The sequence below is a fragment of the Mesonia phycicola genome (assembly GCF_900141885.1).
Lineage (GTDB): Bacteria > Bacteroidota > Bacteroidia > Flavobacteriales > Flavobacteriaceae > Mesonia > Mesonia phycicola.
In genome coordinates, this window is the sequence record NZ_FQYY01000007.1 from 67,534 (window position 1) to 90,848 (window position 23,315).

Here is a 23,315-nt window from a genome sequence, read left to right on the forward strand (position 1 = left end):
TTAAAATTCTACAGTTGGTGCATTTTCAGCTCCTTCATCAGCCGTGAAAGATGCCATTTTCTCAAAGCCAAACATTCCTGCAAAAATATTATTAGGAAATTTTCTAATGTAGGTGTTGTATTCCCTTACCGTTTCATTAAAACGATTACGCTCTACATTTATTCTATTTTCTGTACCTTCTAATTGAGATTGTAAGTTAGAGAAGTTTTGTGTAGCGGTTAACTGTGGGTATCTCTCTACACTAACCATTAATTTACTTAATGCAGAAGAAAGGCCGCTTTGCGCTTGCTGAAATTTCTGTAGAGATTCGCTATCTAAGTTATCTGCGTTAATATTTACAGAGGTTGCTTTTGCTCTTGCTTCTATTACACCTGTTAAGGTTTCTTGTTCAAAATCTGCAGCACCTTTTACGGTACTTACTAAATTAGGTATAAGGTCTGTTCTACGTTGGTAGGCACTTTCTACGTTAGCCCAAGAGGCTTTTACATTTTCATCTAATTCTACCGCGGTATTATTTACACCTGCGGTTAAACTGTAACCTATAATACCTATAACTACTATTATAATTACTGGGATAAGCCATTTTTTCATTGCAAAATATTTTAAAGTTGATTTTTTATGTTGATTAGTTCAGATTTAATATGCTCTAATTTACGAATTATCTCAAAGTTGTTCAACGTTTCTGCTTTTTCTTCTTTTAAATGAGTTTTAGCTCCCTCTAAAGTAAATCCACGTTCTTTTACTAAATGATAAATTAATTCTAAATTTTTGATGTCTTCTTTGGTAAATTTCCGGTTGCCTTTTGCATTTTTCTTTGGCTTAATTACATCAAATTCTTTCTCCCAAAATCTTATTAAAGAAGCGTTTACCTGAAATGCTTTAGATACTTCACCTATGCTGTAATAAAGTTTATCTGGTAGGTTTACGTGCATTAATCTAAAGATTGATTCTCCAGAGAAGATTGGTTAAGCATAATATCATACTCTTCTGCAGTAAGGTCACCGTGGTAAAAGTTAATTGGGTTTACAACTTTTCCGTTTTTATGTACTTCGTAATGTAAATGTGCCCCTGTAGATAAGCCTGTACTTCCTACTTCACCAATTATTTCTCCACGTTTTATTTTGTCACCCTTTTTTACTTTAAATTTACTTAGGTGGGCATAGTAAGTTTCGTAGCCAAACCCATGATCTAGAATAATCAAGTTTCCAAACCCGGTAGATCTAGAAGCTTTTTTTACCACTGCATCTCCTGTAGCATAAACTTCTGTTCCTTTTTTTGCAGTAAAATCCATACCATTATGCATTTTTCTGTATTTTAAAATAGGGTGCATACGCATTCCGTAACCAGAAGCCATTCGTTTTAAATTTTCATTTTTAACGGGTTGTATAGCAGGGATAGCAGTAAGTAGTTTTTCTTTTTCTTCGGCTAGTTTGGCAATTTCGTCAAGAGATTTAGATTGTACTACAATTTGTTTTAGTAGCACATCTAATTTTTTGCTAGTTTCAATAATTAATTGAGAATTGTCATAACCCTCTAAATCTTTATAACGGTTTATACCCCCAAACCCAGCTTTACGTTGCTCTTCTGGTATTGGGTTAGTTTCAAAATAAACTCTGTAAATATTGTTGTCTCTATTTTCTACTTCTGCAAGTACTTTTTGAGCTTGAGTCATTTTTTTGTTAAGCACATTGTATTGTAATTTAGTGTGCTCTAGCTCTCGCTTCATTGCTTTTTCTTTAGGTGTTTCTATTTGCGGAAGGTTTAAATATACCAACAGTAATAAAAAACCAGCTAAGAAAGATGCAGTAATACCTAAAAGTGCAAAGCCTAACTTTCTACCTTTCTTACGTTCAATTTTTCGGTAAGAAAGTGTTTCGCTATCGTAATAATATTTAACCTTCGACATTGTAGTAAATTATGCTATTTTTGCGTTCAACTTATTAAGCGCTTTTGCTTAGTAAGACGAACAAATATAAAAATTGTTTCAATAGTAACATAATTTAACATTTCAGTCTAGAAATACCGTATATGAAATCTAAAGAAATCAGAGCTCAATTCCTTACTTTTTTTGAATCTAAGAAACATGAAATTGTTTCTTCTGCACCTATGGTGATGAAAAATGACCCTACATTGATGTTTACCAATGCAGGGATGAATCAGTTTAAAGAATATTTTTTAGGTAATGCTACTCCAAAAAATGCTAGGGTTACAGATACTCAAAAGTGTTTAAGAGTTAGCGGAAAGCATAACGATTTAGAAGAAGTTGGTAAAGATACCTACCACCATACAATGTTTGAGATGCTAGGTAACTGGAGTTTTGGTGATTATTTTAAGAAAGAAGCAATTGCATGGGCTTGGGAGTTATTAACTGAAGTGTATAAAATTAACCCAGATAATCTTTATGTAACCGTATTTGAAGGAGACGATGCAGATGGTACTGGGAAAGATGAAGAAGCTTATAATTTTTGGAAAGCAATTGTCCCTGAAAATCAAATTTTGTTAGGTAATAAAAAAGACAATTTTTGGGAAATGGGAGATCAAGGCCCTTGCGGTCCTGCTTCAGAAATTCATATAGATATTCGTTCAGAAGAAGAAAAAGCTAAAATCTCTGGTAAAGAATTAGTAAACCAAGATCACCCACAAGTAGTAGAAATCTGGAACTTGGTGTTTATGCAATACAACAGAAAGGCAGATGGCTCTTTAGTAGAGTTACCAAACAAGCATATAGATACAGGTATGGGGTTTGAGCGTTTATGTATGGTAATGCAAGGCGTACAATCTAATTATGATACAGATGTATTTACACCACTAATTAGAGAGATAGAAACTATTACCAACTCTACCTACGGTAAAGAAGAAGAAACAGATATTGCAATTAGAGTAATTGCAGATCACGTTAGAGCAGTAGCATTTGCTATAGCAGATGGTCAGTTACCAAGCAATAACGGTGCAGGTTACGTAATTAGAAGAATTTTACGTCGTGCTATACGTTATGGTTTTACATTTTTAAATACTAAAGAACCTTTTATTTATAAGCTAGTAGAAACACTAAGTTTACAAATGAAAGAGACTTTTCCTGAAATACAAAAACAAAAAAATCTTTGTGAAAATGTAATTAAAGAAGAAGAAAATTCATTTTTAAGAACTTTAGATCAAGGTTTAGTATTGTTAGATCAAATTATACAAAATGCAGATAGCAAAGAGATTTCTGGTAAAAAAGCTTTTGAGTTGTATGATACTTACGGATTTCCTATAGATTTAACTGCTTTAATTTTAAGTGAACGTGGTTTAGATTTAAATGAAACTGAATTTGAGAAAGAACTGCAAAAACAAAAAGACCGTTCTCGTTCTGCAGCACAAACCAAAGCAGAAGATTGGCAAATTTTAAGAGAAGATGACGAAGAAGAATTTGTAGGTTACGATCGTCTAGAAACTTCTGTAAAAATTACCAAGTTTAGAAAAGTTGAAAGTAAAAAAGATGGTGCTTTATTTCAATTAGTATTCAATTTAACTCCATTTTACGCAGAAGGAGGCGGGCAAGTAGGAGATAAAGGTTACTTAGAAAGTGCCAATGGTAATGTTACTTACATTATAGATACCAAAAAAGAGAATAATCAAATTATTCATATTACTAAAAATTTACCAGAAAATTTACCAGGTACATTTAGAGCAGTAGTAGACAAAAAACAAAGAAATAGATCTGCTTCTAACCACTCTGCTACCCATTTATTACATCAAGCGTTACGTAGTATTTTAGGTACACACGTAGAGCAAAAAGGATCTATGGTACATAGCGGTTATTTACGTTTTGATTTTTCTCATTTCAGTAAAGTTTCTGCAGAAGAATTAAAACAAGTAGAAAACTTTGTAAATGCTCGTATTCAAGAACAACTTCCGTTAGAAGAAAATAGAAGATTGCCTTATAATGAAGCTATAGAACAAGGTGCAATTGCTTTATTTGGAGAGAAATATGGCGATGCGGTAAGAACCATTCGTTTTGGAGATTCTATGGAACTTTGCGGAGGTACTCACGTGTCTAACACATCAGAAATTTGGCATTTTAAAATTACTGCTGAAAGCGCTGTAGCTTCTGGAGTAAGAAGAATTGAAGCAATTACAGGAGATGCAGCTAAAGACTTTTTTACTCAACAGAGTGAAAGTTTTAATCAAGTAAAATCTCTACTTAAAAACCCGAAAGATACTATCAAAGCAGTAACCGATTTACAAGAAGAGAATACTGCTTTAAAAAAGGAAATAGAGGCATTGCTTAAAGAAAAAGCGAAAAATGTAAAAGGCGATTTAAAAAATGCAATTACAGAAGTAAACGGAGTTCAGTTTTTAGCTACAGAAGTAGATTTAGATGCTGGAGCAATGAAAGATTTGTCTTTTCAAATAGGTGGCGAGGTAGAAAATCTATTCATGATTTTAGGTTCTAAACAAAACGGTAAAGCGTTACTTTCTGTTTATATTGATAAGCAATTAGCAGAAGAAAAAAGCTTAAATGCTGGGCAAATGGTAAGAGAGCTAGGTAAACATATTCAAGGTGGCGGTGGCGGCCAGGCATTTTTTGCAACTGCAGGTGGTAAAAACCCTGATGGTATTGCTAAAGCTTTAGAAGAAGGGAAAAAGTACGTTGGTTAGTGAGTTTTTAATTTTTTTCAACTCGTCAAACTGAGGTTGTCAAAGTTTTGTTTTTGACAAGGTGGTAGAATAGTAGAATGCGATCCCGGATCAAGTCCGGGATGACGCTTTTAATATTAAATTATCGTCATGCTGAACTTGATTCAGCATCTCATTATCTTAGTAATTTTTAGATTTTTATGCTGAGCATTTCGATACCGTTCAAGATAGCTTCGTTAAAGTAACTCAATTTCAGCTTCAATTTCAACTTTAAAAATTTATGCAACTTCAAACCCATATTAATATACCAGAAGAGAAACCTAAAATAGACTACTCGTCTAAGGTTTTATTGTTGGGTTCTTGTTTTTCAGAAAATATAGGAGAGAAGTTCGCGTATTATCAATTTCAGCAATTACAAAATCCATTCGGAATTTTATTTCATCCATTTGCAATAGAAAGTTTTATCAAAAAAGTAGTTTCTCAGCAAAAATATACCGAACAAGAAATTTTTGAACACCAAGAAATATTTAGCTGTTTTGATGCTCACTCTAGGTTAAATGCACTTTCTAAAGAAGAATTGCTAAGTAATCTAAATTCTGCTTTGGTAGAAACGTTTCAGTTTTTAAAAAAAGCAACTCACATAACAATCACCTTGGGTACTGCTTGGATTTATAAACATATTGAGCAAAATAAATATGTTGCAAATTGCCATAAAATTCCGCAGAAAAATTTTCAAAAAGAACTTTCTTCCGTAGAAGGTATAGAAAAAAGTTTACAGAATATAATAGCTTACATTCAGCAAATAAATACTAATGGTAAATTTATTTTTACCATTTCTCCCGTTAGACACGCTAAAGATGGTTTGGTAGAAAATCAGCAAAGTAAGGCGCATCTAATTGCAGCACTTCATCAAATACGCAAAAAGCTAGAAAACTTGTATTATTTTCCTTCTTATGAGATTATGATGGATGAGCTGAGAGATTACCGTTTTTATGCGGCAGATTTGTTACATCCCAACCAAATAGCTGTAGATTATATCTGGGATAAATTTGTAGATACTTGGTTTTCTTCTTCTACACTTGCAGTGATGAAAGAGGTAAAGCAAATTCAGCAAGGTTTAGCGCATAAACCTTTTAATGCACATTCTGATGCGCATCAAAAATTTCAGAAAAAACTTCAACAAAAAGTAGAAAAACTTCAGCAGCAATTTTCCTTTTTCAAATTTTAATCACGCTGGTTAAAGTTGTAAAACTGTTAATCTAATTTCAAATAAGCTTAAATTGAAAAGCATTCATGTATTTTAGAAATAAATTTTAAATTCATGAAAAAATTTTTACTTGGGGTAGTTGTAGCATTAGTGTGTTTGTTGGGTTACCAATATTTTAAAAATGAGTGGCAAGAAAAAGAAGATTTACTAGAGGCTTCTAATTTAATAGAGCAAGAAATTAAAAATGTGAGTAAGCTAGTAGTTTCTGAAGGGAGTTATGCTAAAATTTACAATTATGAAAACAAAGAAAGCTTTGTTTTTAAATTTCTATCTGCACGTAAAAAAGCACTAATCTTAGTTAATGCAAAAGCAACTGTAAGTTACGATTTAAGAGCGCTAACTTACCATATAGATCAAGAAAATAAAACACTTACCATTACCTCTATACCAGAGCCAGAATTAAGTATTAATCCAGATATCAAGTATTATGATGTAACTCAAGATTACCTAAACCAGTTTGATGAGAAAGATTATAATAAAATTAAAACAAGAATTAATACCGATTTAAAAAAACAAATTAATAATTCTGTACTTGTAAAAAATGCAGAAAACCGATTAATATCTGAGTTACAAAAATTGTTTGTGCTTACCAATTCTATGGGGTGGACAATAAAATATAACCAAGAGCAGCTAAATTCTCAAGAAGATTTTAAGTCTATAAAAGACTAGTGTTTACAACAGCTAAAAAAATATTATCTTGCTTTGTCTATGAAAATAACAGACAGAAAATCAGAAATAATAGTTACAGCAGCCAAACTTTTTAAAAAAAGAGGTTACAACGCTGTTTCTATGCGTGATATAGCACAAGAGCTAGGTATAAAAGCAGCTAGTTTATACAACCATATTAAGTCTAAGCAAGAAATTCTTTCAGACATTGTGCTTAATGTAGCAGAAAGTTTTACCAACCATATGGAGCAAATTTATCCGCAATCTATAAACTCCATTCAAAAATTAGAAGCTATTATTCAAAATCATATAGATATAACGGTGCAAAAAACAGATTTTTTAGCTTGTATGAATAATGATTGGATGCACTTAGATGAAGAAAATTTAGCTACTTATCTAAAGTTACGTAATGCTTACGAGGCCTCTTTTAGAAAAATTTTGCAAGAGGGAATAGCTAAAAATGAGCTTGAAAACCAAAATTCAGAAATTGTTATATTCTCAATACTTACTACATTAAGAGCTCTTTATTTGTGGTATTCTAAAAAATCATCGGTAGAGGTTGAGGTATTAAAAAAAGACTTGCCAAAAACCTTACTTCACGGCATAGTAAAAAATTAGAAAAAATAATTTAACAAGATAGGTTTGTAAATTAAACTAACAATCGTTAGTTTTGTTAGGTAACAAATAAATATTAATGGCAAAATTTCACACATTAACTGTAAAAGAGGTTTATAAAGAAACAAAAGATTGTACAGTTATAGAATTTGATGTTCCGGAGAATTTAAAAGAAGATTTTAAATATGAACAAGGGCAGCATTTAACTTTAAAAAAAGATATAAATGGTGAGGATGTAAGAAGATCTTATTCTTTATGCTCTAGCCCTATAGAAAATAAATGGAAGGTTGCGGTAAAGCAAATACCAACCGGTAAGTTTTCTTCATTTGTGAATGAAGAATTAAAGAGTGGAGACCAACTAGAAGTGATGGTGCCTAGTGGTAAATTTGGAGTGAAAAACGAAGCAAATTTACCTAAAAATTATATCGTTTTCGCAGCAGGAAGTGGTATAACGCCAATTCTTTCTATGATTAAGACCCATTTAGCAAAAGAGCCAGAAAGTACTTTTAAGTTATTTTATCTTAATAAAAACGCTAAATCTATCATCTTTAAAGAAGAGTTAGAGCAATTAAGAAATAAATATTTTGGGCGTTTTGAAATTTTCTATTTCTTAACGAGAGAGCAAAGAGATATTCCTTTATTTAATGGAAGATTTGATGAAGAAAAAATAAATCTACTTACCAAAAGTTTGATTGATGTAGAGCAGATAGATGAGTGTTTTATCTGCGGACCAGAAAAAATGATTTTTATGTTGAGAGATGAGCTAGAAAAAGCAGGACTTTCTCGAAATAAAATTCATTATGAATTATTTGTTACCGGTATTTCTGAAGAAGATAAAAAGAAAGCCGCTAAAATTATAGAAAACAAAGTAGAAGGTACACAAGTTACCATTGTAGATGGTGGTAAAGAGTTTCATTTTGGTATGACAGAAGAGTACGATAATATTTTAGATGCTGCTTTAGGTGCAGGTGCAGATTTACCATTTGCTTGCAAAGGTGGAGTTTGTAGTACTTGTAAATGTCAAGTGATAGAGGGTAGCGTAGAAATGAAAATAAATTATGCTTTAGAAGATGATGAGGTAACTAATAATTTTGTATTGAGTTGCCAATCTGTACCAACTTCAGAAAAGCTGGTAGTAGATTTTGATGTTTAATAAAGAGCGTTAAAATTTTCATTATCAATTAAATAATGATTAATTTTTAAGTGTTCTTTTAATTAAAAAAATGAATTATGAGTGAGAAAGAAGTAAAAAATTTAGAAGAAATCTTTGAGCAAAAAATTGCTAGAGATGAAAAAATAGAACCTAAAGATTGGATGCCTGAGAAGTATAGAAAAACGCATATTAGGCAAATGTCTCAACACGCGCATTCAGAAATTGTAGGGATGTTGCCAGAAGGTAACTGGATAACTCGCGCCCCTTCTTTAAGAAGAAAAGTAGCATTGTTAGCAAAAGTACAAGATGAGGCTGGGCACGGTCTTTATTTGTATAGTGCTTGTGAAACTTTAGGCGTTTCTAGAGAAGAATTGTACGATCAGTTACACTCAGGGAAAGCAAAATACTCTAGTATTTTTAATTACCCAACCATTACTTGGGCAGATATTGGAGCTATTGGTTGGTTAGTAGATGGTGCGGCAATTATTAACCAAGTTCCGCTTTGTAGCACTTCTTACGGGCCCTATGCAAGAGCTATGGTACGAGTTTGTAAAGAAGAAAGTTTCCATCAGCGTCAAGGGTATGAGATTATGCTAACGCTTTGTCGTGGTACAGAAGAGCAAAAACAAATGGCGCAAGATGCATTAAACCGTTGGTGGTGGCCAGCGTTAATGATGCTTGGGCCAACAGATGATGCTTCTGTACACACTGCACAATCTATGAAATGGAAATTAAAACGTAAAACTAACGATGAATTACGTCAGCAATTTATAGATCAAACCATTCCGCAAGCAGATATTTTAGGAATCACTGTTCCAGATCCAGACTTAAAATGGAACGAAGAAACTGGTCATTACGATTTTGGAGAAATTAACTGGGATGAGTTTTGGCAAGTAGTAAAAGGCCAAGGTCCTTGTAATAAAGAACGTTTAGAAACTAGAGTGAACGCTTGGGAAGGTGGCGCTTGGGTAAGAGATGCAGCAATGGCTTATGCAGAAAAACAAGCCGCTAAAAAAGTTCAGAAAGCAAGCTAGATAAAAGAATTTGAATTCGAAAATGAAGCTCACCCTAAGCTGAGTCAAAGGGTCTTCATTCAATTTGAAATATTATAAATAACAATTCGAATCGTCGTGCTGAATTTGATGCAGCATCTCACGCGATTGGGATTTTAAGAAGTTTTTTTAAACTGAAAAATAACAGAAAATAAAATTAGTGAGTATAGCAAGTTGGAGTTACTCATCTCTAAATACTCACTATTAATTACAATATAATGGCAGACAAGAAAAAAAATTGGCCTCTTTGGGAAGTATTTGTAAGAAGTAAAAACGGACTAGAACATCGTCATTTTGGTAGCTTACACGCAGCAGATGAAGATATGGCACTAGAAAATGCACGAGATGTGTATACTAGAAGAAAAGAGGGAGTGAGCATTTGGGTGGTAGAGTCTAAACATATAAAAGCTTCTAATCCAGATGAAAACGGAGAGATGTTTGAGCCTGCAGAAGATAAAGTTTATCGTCATCCTACTTTTTACGATTTACCAGACGAGGTAAAACATATGTAATTCATTTCTGCGGAAGTGGAAATATTAGTTAGAAACCGAGCTATAAAAAAAATACGGCTCGATAATTTCAATTTCATACAATGAATAAAGAAAATTTAATAAAATATATATTAGGTATTGCAGACAACTCTTTGATTTTAGGTCAACGTTTAGGAGAGTTAACTGGTCACGGACCTAGTCTAGAAGTAGATATTGCACTTACCAATATTTCTTTAGATTTATTTGGTCAAGTTCGTAGTTACTTTCAATACGCAGCACAAATTTCAGAAGAAGAGAAAACAGAAGATGATTTTGCTTTTTTACGTACAGAAAGAGAATATGTAAACGTATTGTTGGTAGAGCAAACCAATAAAGATTTTGCATACGTAATAGGACGCCAATTTTTGTTTGATCATTTTCATTTTTTATTGCTGAATGAATTACAAAAGAGTAAAGATGAAACCTTAGTAGCAATAGCTAAAAAGAGTTTAAAAGAAGTAAGTTACCACAAGCGTTTTTCTTCAGATTGGGTAAAGCGTCTTGGTGATGGTACAGAAGAAAGTAAGCAAAAAATGCAAACTGCTATAAATGATTTATGGAGGTTTACAGAAGAATTGTTTGAAACTACAGAAGCAGATCAAGAAGCAATTGAAGCAGGTATTGGGGTAAATGTAACTGCGTTGAAAGATACTTATTTAGCTAATGTTTCAGAAGTTTTAACAGAAGCTACGCTAGAAAAACCAGAACTTCAGTTTTTTCAAAGCGGAGGTAAAAAAGGAATACACTCAGAGCAAATGGGCTATTTGTTAAGTGATATGCAATTTATGCAACGTACCTACCCAGGTATGAAGTGGTAAATTTTATTTAGGTAGCAATCCTAATATTATTAAGCTTATTGAAGTATAAATATTTAGTTAGAACGTCACGCTGAACTCGTTTCAGCATCTCATCAGTGTAAAGACATAAAATGACAGAAGAAAAAGTACATATTTCAGAAGAATTAGAACCGATTTTAAAACAAATTTCGGATCCAGAAATTCCTGTACTTTCTATTCTAGATCTAGGTGTTGTTCGTTCAGCAGAAATTATCGATAATGTTGCTCAAATTAAAATAACTCCAACTTATAGCGGTTGTCCCGCAATGGATGTTATAGGAGATGATATTGAGCAAGCTTTAAAAGAAGCAGGTTATGCCTCTAAAGTAAATTTAATTTTATCGCCAGCCTGGTCTACCGAGTGGATTACAGAAGAAGGTAAAAATGCTTTACGAGAATATGGTATAGCTCCACCTATGGATGCTACTTCAGATAAAAAAGCATTATTAGGAGAAGAAAAAATTGTAAAGTGCACAAATTGTGGGTCTACCAATACCCATTTAGTAAGTCAGTTTGGTTCTACGGCTTGCAAAGCATTATTTAAGTGTAATGACTGCCAAGAACCGTTTGATTATTTTAAATGTTTAATATAATTCCTGCCTTGGCGGGAATCTTTTTTTATAAAAAAAATGAGTAAATCGATAGCTGTAGAAATTATTAATAATGTAGCAAAAATTAGTCTTAACCGACCAGAGGTTTTTAATAGCTTTAATCGAGAAATGGCATTTGCATTACAAGACCAATTAAAAGAGTGTGCATCTAATAAAGAAGTACGTGCTATTTTGTTAACTGGTAATGGCAAAGCATTTTGTGCAGGACAAGACTTAAAAGAAGTTACAGATCCAGAATTAAACCCAGGCTTCAAATCTATATTAGAAGAGCATTATAATCCTATAATTCAACTTATAAGAAGTATAGAAAAACCAATTGTTGCAGCAGTAAATGGTGTAGCAGCAGGTGCAGGAGCAAATATTGCTTTAGCTTGTGATGTAGTGGTAGCAACACAAAACGCTGCATTTATACAGGCGTTTAGTAAAATTGGTTTAGTACCAGATAGCGCAGGTACTTTCTTTTTACCAAGATTAATTGGTTTTCAAAAAGCATCTGCTTTAGCTATGCTGGGAGACAAAATTTCAGCGGAAGAAGCAGAGCGTTTAGGGATGATTTACAAATATTTCACTACAGAAGAGTTTGAAGAAGAAAGCATGAAACTTGCAGAAAAACTTGCTAAAATGCCAACCAAAGCATTAGCATTAACTAAGGCTGCGCTTAATAAATCATTAACTAATAATCTAGAAGAGCAATTAAATTTAGAATCTCAATACCAAATAGAAGCCGCTTCTACAGCAGATTATAAAGAAGGTGTAAATGCTTTTATAGAAAAAAGAAAACCAAATTTTAAAGGAGAGTAACTAATAAGATTTTTGTCACCCTAAACTTGATTCAAGGTAGCATCAATAAAATATGATGATGAGATGCAGAATAAAGTTCAGCATGACGATTTTTAAACCAAAAAACACAGTTTCAATTTTTTAGTTGAATTTGAAAAAAAATTAAGATCAATATGACCATCGGAATTATAGGTAGCGGAACAATGGGTAGCGGTATTGCACAAGTGGCAGCAACTGCTGGTTGTCAAGTAAAAGTTTATGATACCAATCAAGAAGCCTTGCAAAAAAGTGAAGCGAAATTAGAACAAGTAATGCTTCGCTTAATTGAAAAAGGTAAAATTGATACTACAGAAAAAGACAGAATTCAATCTAATATTTCTTACGTAAATACGATACAAGAATTAGCAGGTGCCAATCTAACTATAGAAGCCATTATTGAAAATCTAGAAATAAAACAAAAGGTTTTTCAAGAGTTAGAAGCTTGCCAAAATGAAGATGCCATTATAGCTTCTAACACCAGTTCTTTATCTATAGCTTCTATTGCTTCAGCATTAAAAAAACCAAGCCGAGTAATTGGTATTCATTTTTTTAATCCAGCACCATTAATGCCATTGGTAGAAATTATACCAGCGGTACAAACTTCAGAAGAAGTAAAAAATAAAGTAGTTCAAATTATAGCCGATTGGAAAAAAGTAGGGGTTCTTGCAAAAGATACTCCTGGTTTTATTGTTAACCGTGTTGCTAGACCGTTTTATGGAGAAGCGCTTAGAATTTATGAAGAAGGTAAAGCCGATATTTCTACTATAGACAATGCTTTAAAAGATTTAGGTGGTTTTAGAATGGGGCCTTTTCAGTTAATGGATTTTATTGGTCACGATGTAAATTATACCGTTACAGAAACTGTTTTTAAAGAGTTCTATTACGACCCGCGTTACAAACCATCTTTCACACAAAAACGTCTAAAAGAAGCAGGTTATTTAGGACGCAAAACAGGAAAAGGTTTTTACGATTATAAAGACGGAAAGCCTGTCGCTTCAAGCGAAGTCGAGAAATTTAGTAATTCAGAGCTTTCTCAACAAATTCTAGATCGTGTTTTAGTAATGCTTATTAATGAGGCAGCAGATGCTTTATTTTTAAACATTGCTACCGCAAAAGATATAGATTTAGCAATGACCAAAGGAGTTAATTACCCTAAAGGTTTACTTGCTTGGGCAAATGAAAAAGGAATTGATTGGTGTGTAGAAAAATTAGACGCACTTTACAACGAGTATCACGAAGATCGTTACCGTTGCAGTCCTTTATTACGTAAAATGAAACTAGAAAAAAACCAATTTCAATTATGATAAAAGGAACTGAAATTCCCCAAAAAATGCTCGAGCTAGATGGCTTTAGTCAATGGTTAGGCATAGAGTTGGTAGAAGTAAAAGAAGGTTATTGCAAAGTACAAATGACTATTCGTAAAGAAATGCTCAACAGTATGGGCAAGGCGCACGGCGGCATTACATTTTCTTTAGCAGACACCGCATTTGGCTTTGCTTCTAATACTCACGGCAGAAAAGCCGTTTCCATAGACTGTAGTATAAATCACATAGAAGCCTTAAACGAAGGTGATGTAATTACCGCAGAGTCAGAAGTAAAAACACTCAAAAACAAAGTCGGTTTTTATTTAGTAGAAGTAAAAAAAGGCGAAGAGTTGGTAGCCTTATTTAAAGGCGTGGTTTATAGAACAAGCGCTGTGTGGGAGTAGTTTTTCAAGTTATATCTTTTCTTATTTCAAAATAATTAGGGCGCAACCTTTAAAAAAAGGTCGGGCTATTCGCTATATCTTTTTATTTTTGAAGCAACTAACGCTTGTGCAAAAATAAAAAGGATGCCGCTGCTATCCCTTGCGCAAAACACACACTTGTATTATGAAATGGAAAGGAAGAAGAAAAAGCGACAACCTTAAAGATCAACGCGGAGTAAGCACTAAAGGTAAAGTAGTAGCCGGAGGAGGTATTATTGGGATAATAGTTATTCTATTGCAAGTATTTGGCGGAGAAACAGGTCAGGCCATAGCACCAGTTTTAGATCAAATAAATACAGGGCAACAAACCGCTACACAAGTTAGAGAAAGAGAACTTACAGCAGAAGAAAAAGAATTAGGAGATTTTATGGCTACTGTCTTAGCAGATACAGAAGATGTGTGGAATGCTATTTTTAGAGAAAATAACTTAGGTAATTATGAAGAGCCAGAAATGATACTATTTACAGATGCAGTACAAACAGCTTGCGGTAACGCTACATCTGCATCAGGTCCTTTTTATTGTCCTGCAGATAAAAATGTTTATATGGATTTAGCATTTTTTAATGAGCTTTATAGCCGTTACGGAGCTAAAAAAGGAGACTTTGCCATGGCGTATGTAACCGCTCATGAGGTTGGGCATCACGTACAAACCATTTTAGGTACTTCTTTAAAAGTTAGACAAGCACAACAAAACTTAAGTCAAACAGAGGCAAACAAACTATCTGTTGCCTTAGAGTTACAAGCAGATTTTTATGCAGGTTTATGGGCGCATTACAACAAAGAATATTTAGAAGAAGGAGATATAGAAGAGGCGCTGAGTGCAGCCAATGCAGTGGGAGATGATGCTATTCAAAAAAGAGTACAAGGCCACGTAAACCCAGACTCATTTACACACGGTACTTCACAGCAACGTATAGATTGGTTTTTAAAAGGATATCAATCTGGAGATTTAAGTCAACACGATACGTTTTCGGCGCTTACTAGATAAAAGAATGCACCTAAAATTATTCATCAAAACTCCTTAGAATCTTTATTCTGAAGGAGTTTTTTTATGAAATAATACAAGCTTCACATAACTCCATTTTGCGATTTTATCAGTTTTTTGCATTCAAACTAACACTTATTAGTTTTAACAGTCCAATTATTGTAAATTTCAAATAGTTTTACTTATTTTTAAGAATTGAAAATCAATAAAAATAAGAAATGGACGCATATATAATAGACGGAATTAGAACTCCAATAGGTAATTATAAAGGAACTTTATCTCCCGTTAGAACAGACGATTTAGGTGCTTTAGTAATCAAAGAAATAGTAAAAAGAAATCCAAATATTCCTAAAGAAGCTTATGCAGATGTTATTATGGGTTGTGCTAACCAAGCAGGAGAAGATAACCGTAATGTTGCTAGAATGTGTTCATTACTAGCAGGTTTACCATATACCGTTCCTGGAGAAACCGTAAATAGATTATGTAGTAGTGGTCTTTCTGCAATTATTCACGCTAACAGAGCTATAAAAGCAGGTGATGGAGATGTATTTATTTCTGGCGGAGTAGAACATATGACGCGCGGGCCGTACGCTATTGCAAAACCTTCTAGTGCTTTTGGTAACGATGCTAAAATGTACGACACTAGTTTTGGGTGGCGTTTTGTAAATCCTAAAATGCACGATGCTTACGGTACAGACGGAATGGGTAACACTGCAGAAAATTTAGTAGATAAGTATAATATTTCTAGAGAAGATCAAGATGCTTTTGCATATTGGAGTCAAACAAAAGCTTCAGAAGCACAAAAAAACGGACGTCTAGCTAAAGAAATTGTGACGGTAGAAATTCCGCAGCGAAAAAAAGATCCTATTCAGTTTAGTAAAGACGAGTTTATAAAACCTACTACCACCAAAGAAATTTTAGCAAAACTACGCCCAGCTTTTCGTAAAGAAGGTGGTAGTGTGACTGCAGGAAATTCTTCTGGTTTAAACGATGGTGCAGCAGCAACAATTATAGCTTCAGATAGCGCTGTAAAAAAATACGGATTGCAACCAATGGCAAAAATTTTAAGTTCTGCTGTGGTTGGGGTAGAACCAAGAATAATGGGTATTGGTCCGGTACAAGCTTCTAATAAAGCTTTAGAAAAAGCGGGTTTAACCATGGACGATATGGATATTATCGAGTTAAATGAAGCCTTTGCTGCACAAGCTTTAGCTTGTATTAGAGAATGGGGGTTAAAAGACAACGATCCTAGACTTAATCCAAATGGAGGAGCTATTGCTTTAGGTCATCCGTTAGGAGTTACAGGTGCTAGACTAGCTCATACCGCAGCTTTACAATTACAACTTACAGGTAAAAAATATGCTTTAATTACTATGTGTGTGGGGGTAGGGCAAGGTTATGCCGCAGTAATAGAAAATGTTTCTGATAAATAGAAAATCTAAAAATCGAATATTATGCTGAATGTCACCTCTAGCATAGTCGAGAGGTAGTTAGCAAAATAAAATAAATATGCAAAAAACACAACATTATATACAAGGGCAATGGGTAGATGGAAAAGGAGAAGGAACTCCGATTCTAGATTCTGTTACTGGAGAGCATTTTACCAATATCACTGCTGAAGGAATAGACGTTCCTGAAGTATTGCAATACGGAAGAACAAAAGGAGATGCATTAAGAAAAATGACATTTCAAGAACGTGGTTTAATGCTTAAAAAACTAGCATTTCACTTGCAAAAGCACAAACGTTCTTTTTATGAAGTAAGTTTTAAAACAGGAGCTACTAAAATTGATAGTTGGGTAGATATAGAAGGTGGTTTTGGTAATTTATTTGCCAATGCTTCTCTAAGAAAATTATTCCCAAATCAACCTTATCACGTAGAGGGAGATCCTATAGATCTATCTAGAGGTGGGCGTTTTATGGCGCATCACATTATGGTGCCAAAGCAAGGAGTAGCGGTACATATTAATGCATTTAACTTTCCTGTTTGGGGAATGTTAGAAAAATGTGCTGTTAACTGGATGGCGGGTGTTCCAGCAGTAGTTTTGCCAGCACCGCAAAGTGCTTATTTAACAGAAGCAGTAGTAAAAGTAATTATTGCTTCAGGTATTTTACCAGAAGGTGCATTGCAGTTAATTAGTGGTACTAGAAAAGATATACTAGATACAGTAGAGTCTCAAGATATTGTAACTTTTACAGGTTCTGCAGCTACAGGTAGAAAATTAAAAACGCATCCAAGATTAATAGAAGAGTCGGTGCCATTTACGATGGAAGCAGATTCTTTAAACGCTTCTATTCTAGGCGAAGATGCTGTGCCAGGTACTCCAGAGTTTGATTTGTTTATTAAAGAGGTAAGAAATGAAATGACTACCAAGTGCGGACAAAAATGTACGGCAATTAGAAGAGTAGTGGTTCCAGAAAACCTAATGGAAGATGTGCAAATTGCTTTAGGCAAAGCTTTAGATAAAGTAACCTACGGAGATCCTCGTTTAAAAGAGGTGAGAATGGGCTCTTTAATAGATAAAAAACAAGTAGAGTCAGTTAAAAATCAAGTAAGAGAAATAGCAAAGACAGCACAAATTGTCTATGGCGATTTTGATAAAGGGGAGGCAATAGGAGCAGATTTTGAAAAAGGTGCATTTATAAAACCAATCTTGCTAAGAGAAGATGATCCTTTTAATAATGAAGCGGCTCACGTAACAGAAGCTTTTGGGCCAGTAAGTACTTTAATGCCTTATAAAAATTTAGATGAAGCTATTCAGTTGGCTAGAATGGGTAAAGGTTCTTTAGTAAGTTCTATTACCACCAACGACGATAAAATAGCGAAAGATTATACCGTAAATGCAGCTACGCACCACGGAAGAATTTTGGTTTTAAATCGTGAAAGTGCTAAACAAAGTACTGGTCATGGTTCGCCATTACCAAGCTTGGTACACGGAGGGCCAGGTCGTGCAGGAGGCGGAGAAGAAATGGGTGGCGTTCGTGGTATAAAACACTATTTACAACGTTGTGCTATTCAAGGTTCTCCAACTACGCTTACAGAAATTACAGGTATTTATCAGCCTAATGCAGCTTACAAAGAAGCAGAGAAACATCCGTTTGCTTATCATTGGGAAGATATTCAGCCGGGTATGTCTTTAAAAACGCATAACAGAACAATTACAGATACAGATATTGTTAACTTCGGAAACCTTACTTGGGATCATTTTTATGCGCATACAGATATCACTTCTTTAGAAGGAAGTATTTTTGAACAAAGAACTGCACACGGTTACTTTATTATTTCTGCAGCAGCAGGCTTGTTTGTATATCCAAATAAAGGTCCGGTTGCGGCAAATTATGGTTTAGAAGAAATTAGATTTTTACGTCCGTTATACCACAACGATACCGTAAATGTTAGATTAACTTGTAAGCAAAAAGTAGATCGTGACCAAAAAGGAAAAGAACTACCTAGCGGAATAGTAAAATGGTATGTAGAAGTTTTTGATGTAAATGCTACAGAAGACGAAGATAAGTTAGTTGCTATTGCTACTATTTTAACAATGGTACAAAAAAAGCAAACTACTTTTACAGAAATTACAGACGAAGTATTTGATAATGCATTGGCAAAACTAACTACAGATACGAAAGCATCTTGGGGTAATATGACACCACAGCATATGCTAGAGCATATTGAGTTAAGTTATAGAATTGCAGCTAATGAGATACAAGATTTTGAAATAGCTACACCAGAAGAGCATTTGGAGAAGGTGCAAGAAACACTTTGGAATTATAAAGAAATGCCTAAAAATTACAATTTTCCGTTATACAAAGAAGGAGAGATATTTGAGTTGAAGCACGAAGATTTAGCGACGGCAAAATTAAAATTGAAAGAAGCTAGAAAGCAATACCAAGAATTTTTTAGAGAAAACCCAAAAGCGATTACCAAAAATGCAGTGTTTGGAGAGATGACCAAATACGAATGGTATTTACTAGATAGAAAACATCTGAATCATCATTTTAATCAGTTTGGATTGTTAGATCAATAATAAAGTATAAACTATAAAAGTTCCCTTTCATTTAAAAAAGGGAACTTTATAAAGCGGTTGTGTTAGGGATAGTAGCGGCATCCTTTTTTGCTTTCTACAGAAGTAGAACTAATAAGCAAAAAGATATAGCGAATAGCCCGACCCAAAGGGAAACACCATAATAAATAGAAAAAGTAATTTTATGAGTACAGAAGAAGCATACGTAAAAAAACATATAGAAAATAAAGTAGCTACAATAGAATTTTTTCATCCAGCGCATAATTCTTTACCAGGAAATATCTTGGAAAAATTAGCCAATACTATTTCAGAAGTTGGGCAAGATGATGAGGTATTGGTAATTGTTTTAAAATCTGGAGGAGAACGTACTTTTTGTGCGGGAGCTAGTTTTACAGAATTAATCTCTATTCAAGATGAAGAAGAAGGAGAGAAGTTTTTTAGCGGTTTTGCTAATGTTATCAATGCAATGCGTAAATGCCCTAAATTTATTATTGGGCGTATACAAGGTAAAACTGTAGGTGGTGGTGTAGGTTTAGCTTCTGCAGTAGATTATTGTATGGCAACTAAATTTGCCTCTGTAAAATTAAGTGAGTTAAATTTAGGTATTGGTCCGTTTGTAGTTGGTCCTGCGGTAGAGCGTAAATTGGGAGTAAGTGGGATGACGCAAATAGCTATAGATGCGAATACCTTCTACTCGCCAGAATGGGCAAAGCAAAAAGGATTGTATGCTAATGTTTACGATTCTACAGAAGAGTTAGATGAGGCTGTTGCTAGCTTTGCTAAAAATCTTTGTGAGTACAACCCAGAAGCAGTAAAAGAAATGAAGCAGATGTTTTGGAGAGGTACAGAAGATTGGGACGAGCTTTTACAAGAGCGTGCAAAAATTAGCGGACGCCTAGTACTTTCTACTTTTACTAAAGAAAAGTTGGAGCGTTTTAAATAAATAAAATAGAATTATAAAGTGAGATTCTGAATTAATTTCAGAATCTCAAACTTCTCAAATACTACTCTCTATGATCTATTCTTTTAAAGGCCATATTCCTGTGGTTCATGAAACGAGTTTTGTACATCCTTTTGCAGCAGTAACTGGTAATGTTATTATTGGTAAAAACTGTTATATAGGTCCGGGTGCAGCTATACGTGGAGATTGGGGTGAAATTATTTTACAAGATGGTGTTAATGTACAAGAAAATTGTACGGTACATATGTTTCCTGGCAAAAGTATAGTACTTAAAAAGGGAGCACACGTTGGTCACGGAGCAATTATACACGGTGCTAATCTAGGTGAAAATTGCTTGATTGGGATGAATTCTGTAATTATGGATGATGCCGAAATTGGTGACGAATGTATTGTTGGAGCAATGGCATTTGTAAGAGCAGAAACTAAAATAGAAAGAAGAAGTTTAGTAGTAGGTAATCCCGCTAAAGTAATAAAGCAAGTTTCTGATGAGATGATAGCTTGGAAAACTGCAGGAACAAAACTATATCAACGCTTACCAAAAGATTGTCACGAAAGTTTACAAGAGGTAGAACCGTTACGAGAAATACCAAAAAATAGACCTACGCAAGAAGATTTTTATAAAACCTTACGAGAGTTTCAGAAAGAATAAATATGTTTTTATATGAAATTGAAGTTATCAATTTCATATAAAAAGTGCTTATAAAATTCTATACTTGTTAAAAAACAAGCTTTAAAATGAGAGTTTATTGATTTTAACTCTCATTTTTTATTAAATTCATTTATATTTTATTATATTTGACTAACAAACGTTAGTTAATGTTTGTTTTTTAAAACCTACTAAAATATGTTTAATAAAGAAATAGAAACACTGCCTATACCTCAACTACGTAAATTACAAAGCGAACGTTTGATAAAACTAGTAGAGAGAGTTTATGCTAAAGTTCCATTTTACAAAAAAGCTTTAGATGAAAAAGGAGTAAAACCTTCTGATATTAAATCTATAGAAGATTTACACAAACTTCCTTTCACCAAGAAAACCGATTTAAGAGATCAATATCCATTTGGGTTTTTAACTTTACCCGAAAACGATTTAGCTAGAATTCATTGTTCTAGCGGTACTACCGGAAAACCAACAGTAGTAGCTTATACACAAAAAGATTTAGATATTTTTTCTGAAGTTGTAGCAAGATCTTTAGCTGCAGGAGGAGCAACTTCTAAAATGAAATTGCATAACTCTTACGGTTACGGTTTATTTACTGGCGGAATAGGGCTTCATTACGGAGCAGAAAAACTAGGTATGTCTGTAATTCCTGTTTCTGGCGGAAGAACAGATAGACAAATTCAGCTTCTTAAAGATTTTCAGTCAGAAGTAATTTGCTGCACTCCATCTTACGCACAAACCATTGCTTTTGAATTGGAGAAGCAAGGAATACCGCTTTCAGATTTAAATTTAAAATACGCAGTACTTGGTGCAGAACCTTGGACAGATGCAATTAGAAAAGATATAGAAAAATCTTTGGGAGTAAAAGCTACTAATATTTATGGTTTAAGCGAGGTGATTGGGCCTGGCGTTTCTCAAGAAGCTTTTGATGAGCAAAATACAGGAAGCTATATTTGGGAAGATCATTTTTTTCCAGAAGTAGTAGATAAAGATACCGGTGAACCTTTACCTTATGGAGAAGAGGGTGTTTTGGTATTTACCACTCTAACCAAAGAGGCTATGCCAATGTTACGTTATTGGACCAATGATATTTGTAGCATTTATTATGATGAAAGTAAGTCTAGAACGCATATCAAAATGAGTCAGATTAAAGGACGCGCAGATGATATGTTAATTATTCGCGGTGTAAATCTTTTTCACACACAAGTAGAAGAAGTATTTAAAGATTGCCCTAAATTAACACCTAACTATCAATTAATTGTTACCAAAGAAGGAGTGACAGATAGAGTAGAAGTAAAAGTAGAAACCTCTTTAGATTTTCAAAAAGAAATTGCTTTATCTAATGGCTTTACAGATGAAGAAGCTTTAACTCATGAAAGTTTGTTATCTTTAAATCGAGAATTATGTAAAAAAATTAGAGACTGTACGGGTTTAGGCATGAAACTAAGTTTAAAAGCTTATGGAGAAATACCTAAAAGTGAAGGAGGTAAACTTCAACGTATTTTAGATCTTAGATAAGCTAAAATAAAGAATGACCAATACCAAACCAGAAGAACAAACACTTAGTAAAAGAGAATTTATTTTAGAAGAAGCAGCAAAGCTATTTGTGGTAAAAGGTTTTAAAGCCACTTCTATGAAAGATATAGCTGCAGTAATAGGTGTAGAAGCTGCAAGTTTATATAACCACATAAAAAATAAACAAGAGATTTTAGTGGTGTTGTTAGGTGGTTTAGCAGATAGCTTTAGTATTGGTATTCACGAAATTGTAATCAAAAAAGCTTCTTCTAGAGACAAACTAGAAGAAGCTATTAGAATGCATATTCAAGTTTCTTTAGAAAATAGAAATAAAACCCACCTTATTCTTGAAGATTGGAAACATTTAGAAGAACCAGAGCTTACAAGGTACCTTATGTTAAGAAAAGAATATCAAGATCTTTTTAAGGGTTTAGTTATAGACGCAATCAACTCTGGAGCAATCAAAAAAGGAAACCCAGAATTAATACTTAATCATATTCTATCTTCTGTGCGCTCCATTTACAATCAATATTTATATAGCAATACCTCAAAAATATCTGCACAAGAGTATGAAGAAAGTATCATAGATTTTATTTTTCAAGGTATTTCAGGTTAATTATTCTAAACTTTCCAAATCTAAGTGATGTGTTTGTTTTCCTTGAGAAAGTGAAATAAGACTTTGCACACTACCCAAATACGGAATTAAAGTAAGCTTAGTCAATATAAAATTTTCATAAGCTTCAATATCTTTTACTATCAGTTTTAGTAAGTAATCAAAATTACCAGAAACTCGGTGACATTCTACCACCTCTGGAAAGCTATTAATTTGATTTACAAATTTTTCTAAATAACTTCTAGTATGTCCTTGTATAGTTATGCCAATAAATACAGTTTGCTTAAAACCTAAACGTTGTGCATCTAGCAAAGCAGCATATTGTTTAATGTAACCAGCTTTTTCTAATTTCTTTATACGTTCAAAAACGGGAGTGGTAGAGAGGTTTAATTCTTCGGCTAAACTTTTAGTGGTTCTATTACTATTGTCTTGCAATAACTTAAGAATTTTTAAATCTATTTTATCTAATTTTAATGGCATTTACCTAATTTTTATACAGAATAAGAGATTATTTCGCTTTAAAAAGAATAAAAGTAAACTAAAATTAACTTTTAAAGAATAATTTTCTATAATAAAACCATAAGGTAAACAAACCCAATAGATTTGATAGTGTAAGTGTTATATTCGTTCTGTTAGTAATA

23 protein-coding genes are annotated in these 23,315 nt (G+C 33.5%); 19 read left to right on the forward strand and 4 right to left on the reverse strand.

The features are described from left to right. The 3 genes from BUC03_RS11275 to BUC03_RS11285 are packed head-to-tail and all read right to left on the reverse strand — an operon-like array spanning position 1 to position 1,906. A complete protein-coding gene (locus tag BUC03_RS11275) occupies positions 1-591 on the reverse strand; it encodes a LemA family protein (RefSeq protein WP_073151951.1) in 591 nt (196 codons plus the stop codon). 11 nt (positions 592-602) lie between these two features. Beyond that, positions 603-932: a MerR family transcriptional regulator gene (locus BUC03_RS11280; protein WP_073151954.1), complete on the reverse strand. Its 330-nt coding sequence runs from the start codon at positions 930-932 to the stop codon at positions 603-605. Next, complete coding sequence (locus BUC03_RS11285) at positions 932-1,906, reverse strand: M23 family metallopeptidase (protein WP_073151957.1); 975 nt, start codon at positions 1,904-1,906, stop codon at positions 932-934. Before BUC03_RS11285 ends, BUC03_RS11280 begins: the two co-directional genes overlap by 1 nt. Before the next feature lie 122 nt (positions 1,907-2,028). Here BUC03_RS11285 and alaS point away from each other — a divergent pair, with 122 nt between their 5' ends. The 19 genes from alaS to BUC03_RS11380 all read left to right on the forward strand — a co-directional run bounded on the left by alaS (position 2,029) and on the right by BUC03_RS11380 (position 22,677). After that, complete coding sequence (gene alaS, locus BUC03_RS11290; RefSeq protein WP_073151961.1) at positions 2,029-4,641, forward strand: alanine--tRNA ligase; 2,613 nt, start codon at positions 2,029-2,031, stop codon at positions 4,639-4,641. Between the two features lie 259 nt (positions 4,642-4,900). After that, a complete protein-coding gene (locus tag BUC03_RS11295) occupies positions 4,901-5,848 on the forward strand; it encodes a GSCFA domain-containing protein (protein ID WP_073151964.1) in 948 nt (315 codons plus the stop codon). A gap of 93 nt (positions 5,849-5,941) precedes the next feature. After that, on the forward strand, positions 5,942-6,556 hold the full coding sequence (locus BUC03_RS11300; RefSeq protein WP_073151967.1) for a DUF4230 domain-containing protein: 615 nt from the start codon (positions 5,942-5,944) through the stop codon (positions 6,554-6,556). Positions 6,557-6,595: 39 nt separating this feature from the next. Next, positions 6,596-7,171, forward strand: a complete 576-nt coding sequence (locus tag BUC03_RS11305; RefSeq protein WP_073151970.1) for a TetR/AcrR family transcriptional regulator — start codon at positions 6,596-6,598, stop codon at positions 7,169-7,171. Between the two features lie 76 nt (positions 7,172-7,247). Continuing rightward, the gene (paaE, locus tag BUC03_RS11310) at positions 7,248-8,321 is read left to right on the forward strand and encodes a 1,2-phenylacetyl-CoA epoxidase subunit PaaE (RefSeq protein WP_073151973.1); all 1,074 of its coding nucleotides are present in this window, start codon (positions 7,248-7,250) and stop codon (positions 8,319-8,321) included. A gap of 77 nt (positions 8,322-8,398) precedes the next feature. Beyond that, positions 8,399-9,355: a 1,2-phenylacetyl-CoA epoxidase subunit PaaA gene (gene paaA / locus BUC03_RS11315; RefSeq protein ID WP_073151976.1), complete on the forward strand. Its 957-nt coding sequence runs from the start codon at positions 8,399-8,401 to the stop codon at positions 9,353-9,355. Positions 9,356-9,591: 236 nt separating this feature from the next. Then, positions 9,592-9,885, forward strand: a complete 294-nt coding sequence (gene paaB / locus BUC03_RS11320) for a 1,2-phenylacetyl-CoA epoxidase subunit PaaB (protein WP_073151979.1) — start codon at positions 9,592-9,594, stop codon at positions 9,883-9,885. Positions 9,886-9,965: 80 nt separating this feature from the next. Then, on the forward strand, positions 9,966-10,721 hold the full coding sequence (paaC, locus tag BUC03_RS11325; protein WP_073151982.1) for a 1,2-phenylacetyl-CoA epoxidase subunit PaaC: 756 nt from the start codon (positions 9,966-9,968) through the stop codon (positions 10,719-10,721). A 110-nt stretch (positions 10,722-10,831) separates the two neighbouring features. Next, positions 10,832-11,332, forward strand: coding sequence for a 1,2-phenylacetyl-CoA epoxidase subunit PaaD (gene paaD / locus BUC03_RS11330; RefSeq protein WP_073151985.1), 501 nt, complete (start codon positions 10,832-10,834; stop codon positions 11,330-11,332). A 36-nt stretch (positions 11,333-11,368) separates the two neighbouring features. Then, entirely contained in the window at positions 11,369-12,151 is a 783-nt protein-coding gene (locus BUC03_RS11335; protein WP_073151989.1) for an enoyl-CoA hydratase-related protein, read from the forward strand. Between the two features lie 152 nt (positions 12,152-12,303). Beyond that, complete coding sequence (locus BUC03_RS11340; RefSeq protein ID WP_073151992.1) at positions 12,304-13,473, forward strand: 3-hydroxyacyl-CoA dehydrogenase NAD-binding domain-containing protein; 1,170 nt, start codon at positions 12,304-12,306, stop codon at positions 13,471-13,473. Continuing rightward, entirely contained in the window at positions 13,470-13,877 is a 408-nt protein-coding gene (locus BUC03_RS11345) for a PaaI family thioesterase (protein ID WP_200799138.1), read from the forward strand. Before BUC03_RS11340 ends, BUC03_RS11345 begins: the two co-directional genes overlap by 4 nt. A gap of 163 nt (positions 13,878-14,040) precedes the next feature. Next, the gene (ypfJ, locus tag BUC03_RS11350) at positions 14,041-14,904 is read left to right on the forward strand and encodes a KPN_02809 family neutral zinc metallopeptidase (protein ID WP_073151995.1); all 864 of its coding nucleotides are present in this window, start codon (positions 14,041-14,043) and stop codon (positions 14,902-14,904) included. A gap of 215 nt (positions 14,905-15,119) precedes the next feature. Next, positions 15,120-16,334, forward strand: coding sequence for a 3-oxoadipyl-CoA thiolase (pcaF, locus tag BUC03_RS11355; protein ID WP_073151998.1), 1,215 nt, complete (start codon positions 15,120-15,122; stop codon positions 16,332-16,334). A 76-nt stretch (positions 16,335-16,410) separates the two neighbouring features. Then, entirely contained in the window at positions 16,411-18,927 is a 2,517-nt protein-coding gene (paaZ, locus tag BUC03_RS11360; protein ID WP_073152001.1) for a phenylacetic acid degradation bifunctional protein PaaZ, read from the forward strand. A gap of 181 nt (positions 18,928-19,108) precedes the next feature. Beyond that, complete coding sequence (locus BUC03_RS11365; RefSeq protein WP_073152004.1) at positions 19,109-19,867, forward strand: enoyl-CoA hydratase/isomerase family protein; 759 nt, start codon at positions 19,109-19,111, stop codon at positions 19,865-19,867. Between the two features lie 70 nt (positions 19,868-19,937). After that, positions 19,938-20,534, forward strand: a complete 597-nt coding sequence (locus tag BUC03_RS11370) for an acyltransferase (RefSeq protein WP_073152007.1) — start codon at positions 19,938-19,940, stop codon at positions 20,532-20,534. A gap of 195 nt (positions 20,535-20,729) precedes the next feature. Then, positions 20,730-22,064 carry a phenylacetate--CoA ligase family protein gene (locus BUC03_RS11375; protein ID WP_073152010.1) on the forward strand — a complete coding sequence of 445 codons (1,335 nt, stop codon included), beginning with the start codon at positions 20,730-20,732 and terminating at the stop codon, positions 22,062-22,064. Between the two features lie 13 nt (positions 22,065-22,077). Then, the gene (locus BUC03_RS11380; RefSeq protein WP_073152013.1) at positions 22,078-22,677 is read left to right on the forward strand and encodes a TetR/AcrR family transcriptional regulator; all 600 of its coding nucleotides are present in this window, start codon (positions 22,078-22,080) and stop codon (positions 22,675-22,677) included. On the opposite strand, the gene BUC03_RS11385 is transcribed toward BUC03_RS11380, so the two are convergent. Continuing rightward, positions 22,678-23,154: an Lrp/AsnC family transcriptional regulator gene (locus BUC03_RS11385; RefSeq protein ID WP_073152016.1), complete on the reverse strand. Its 477-nt coding sequence runs from the start codon at positions 23,152-23,154 to the stop codon at positions 22,678-22,680. Between the last annotated feature and the right edge of the window lie 161 nt (positions 23,155-23,315).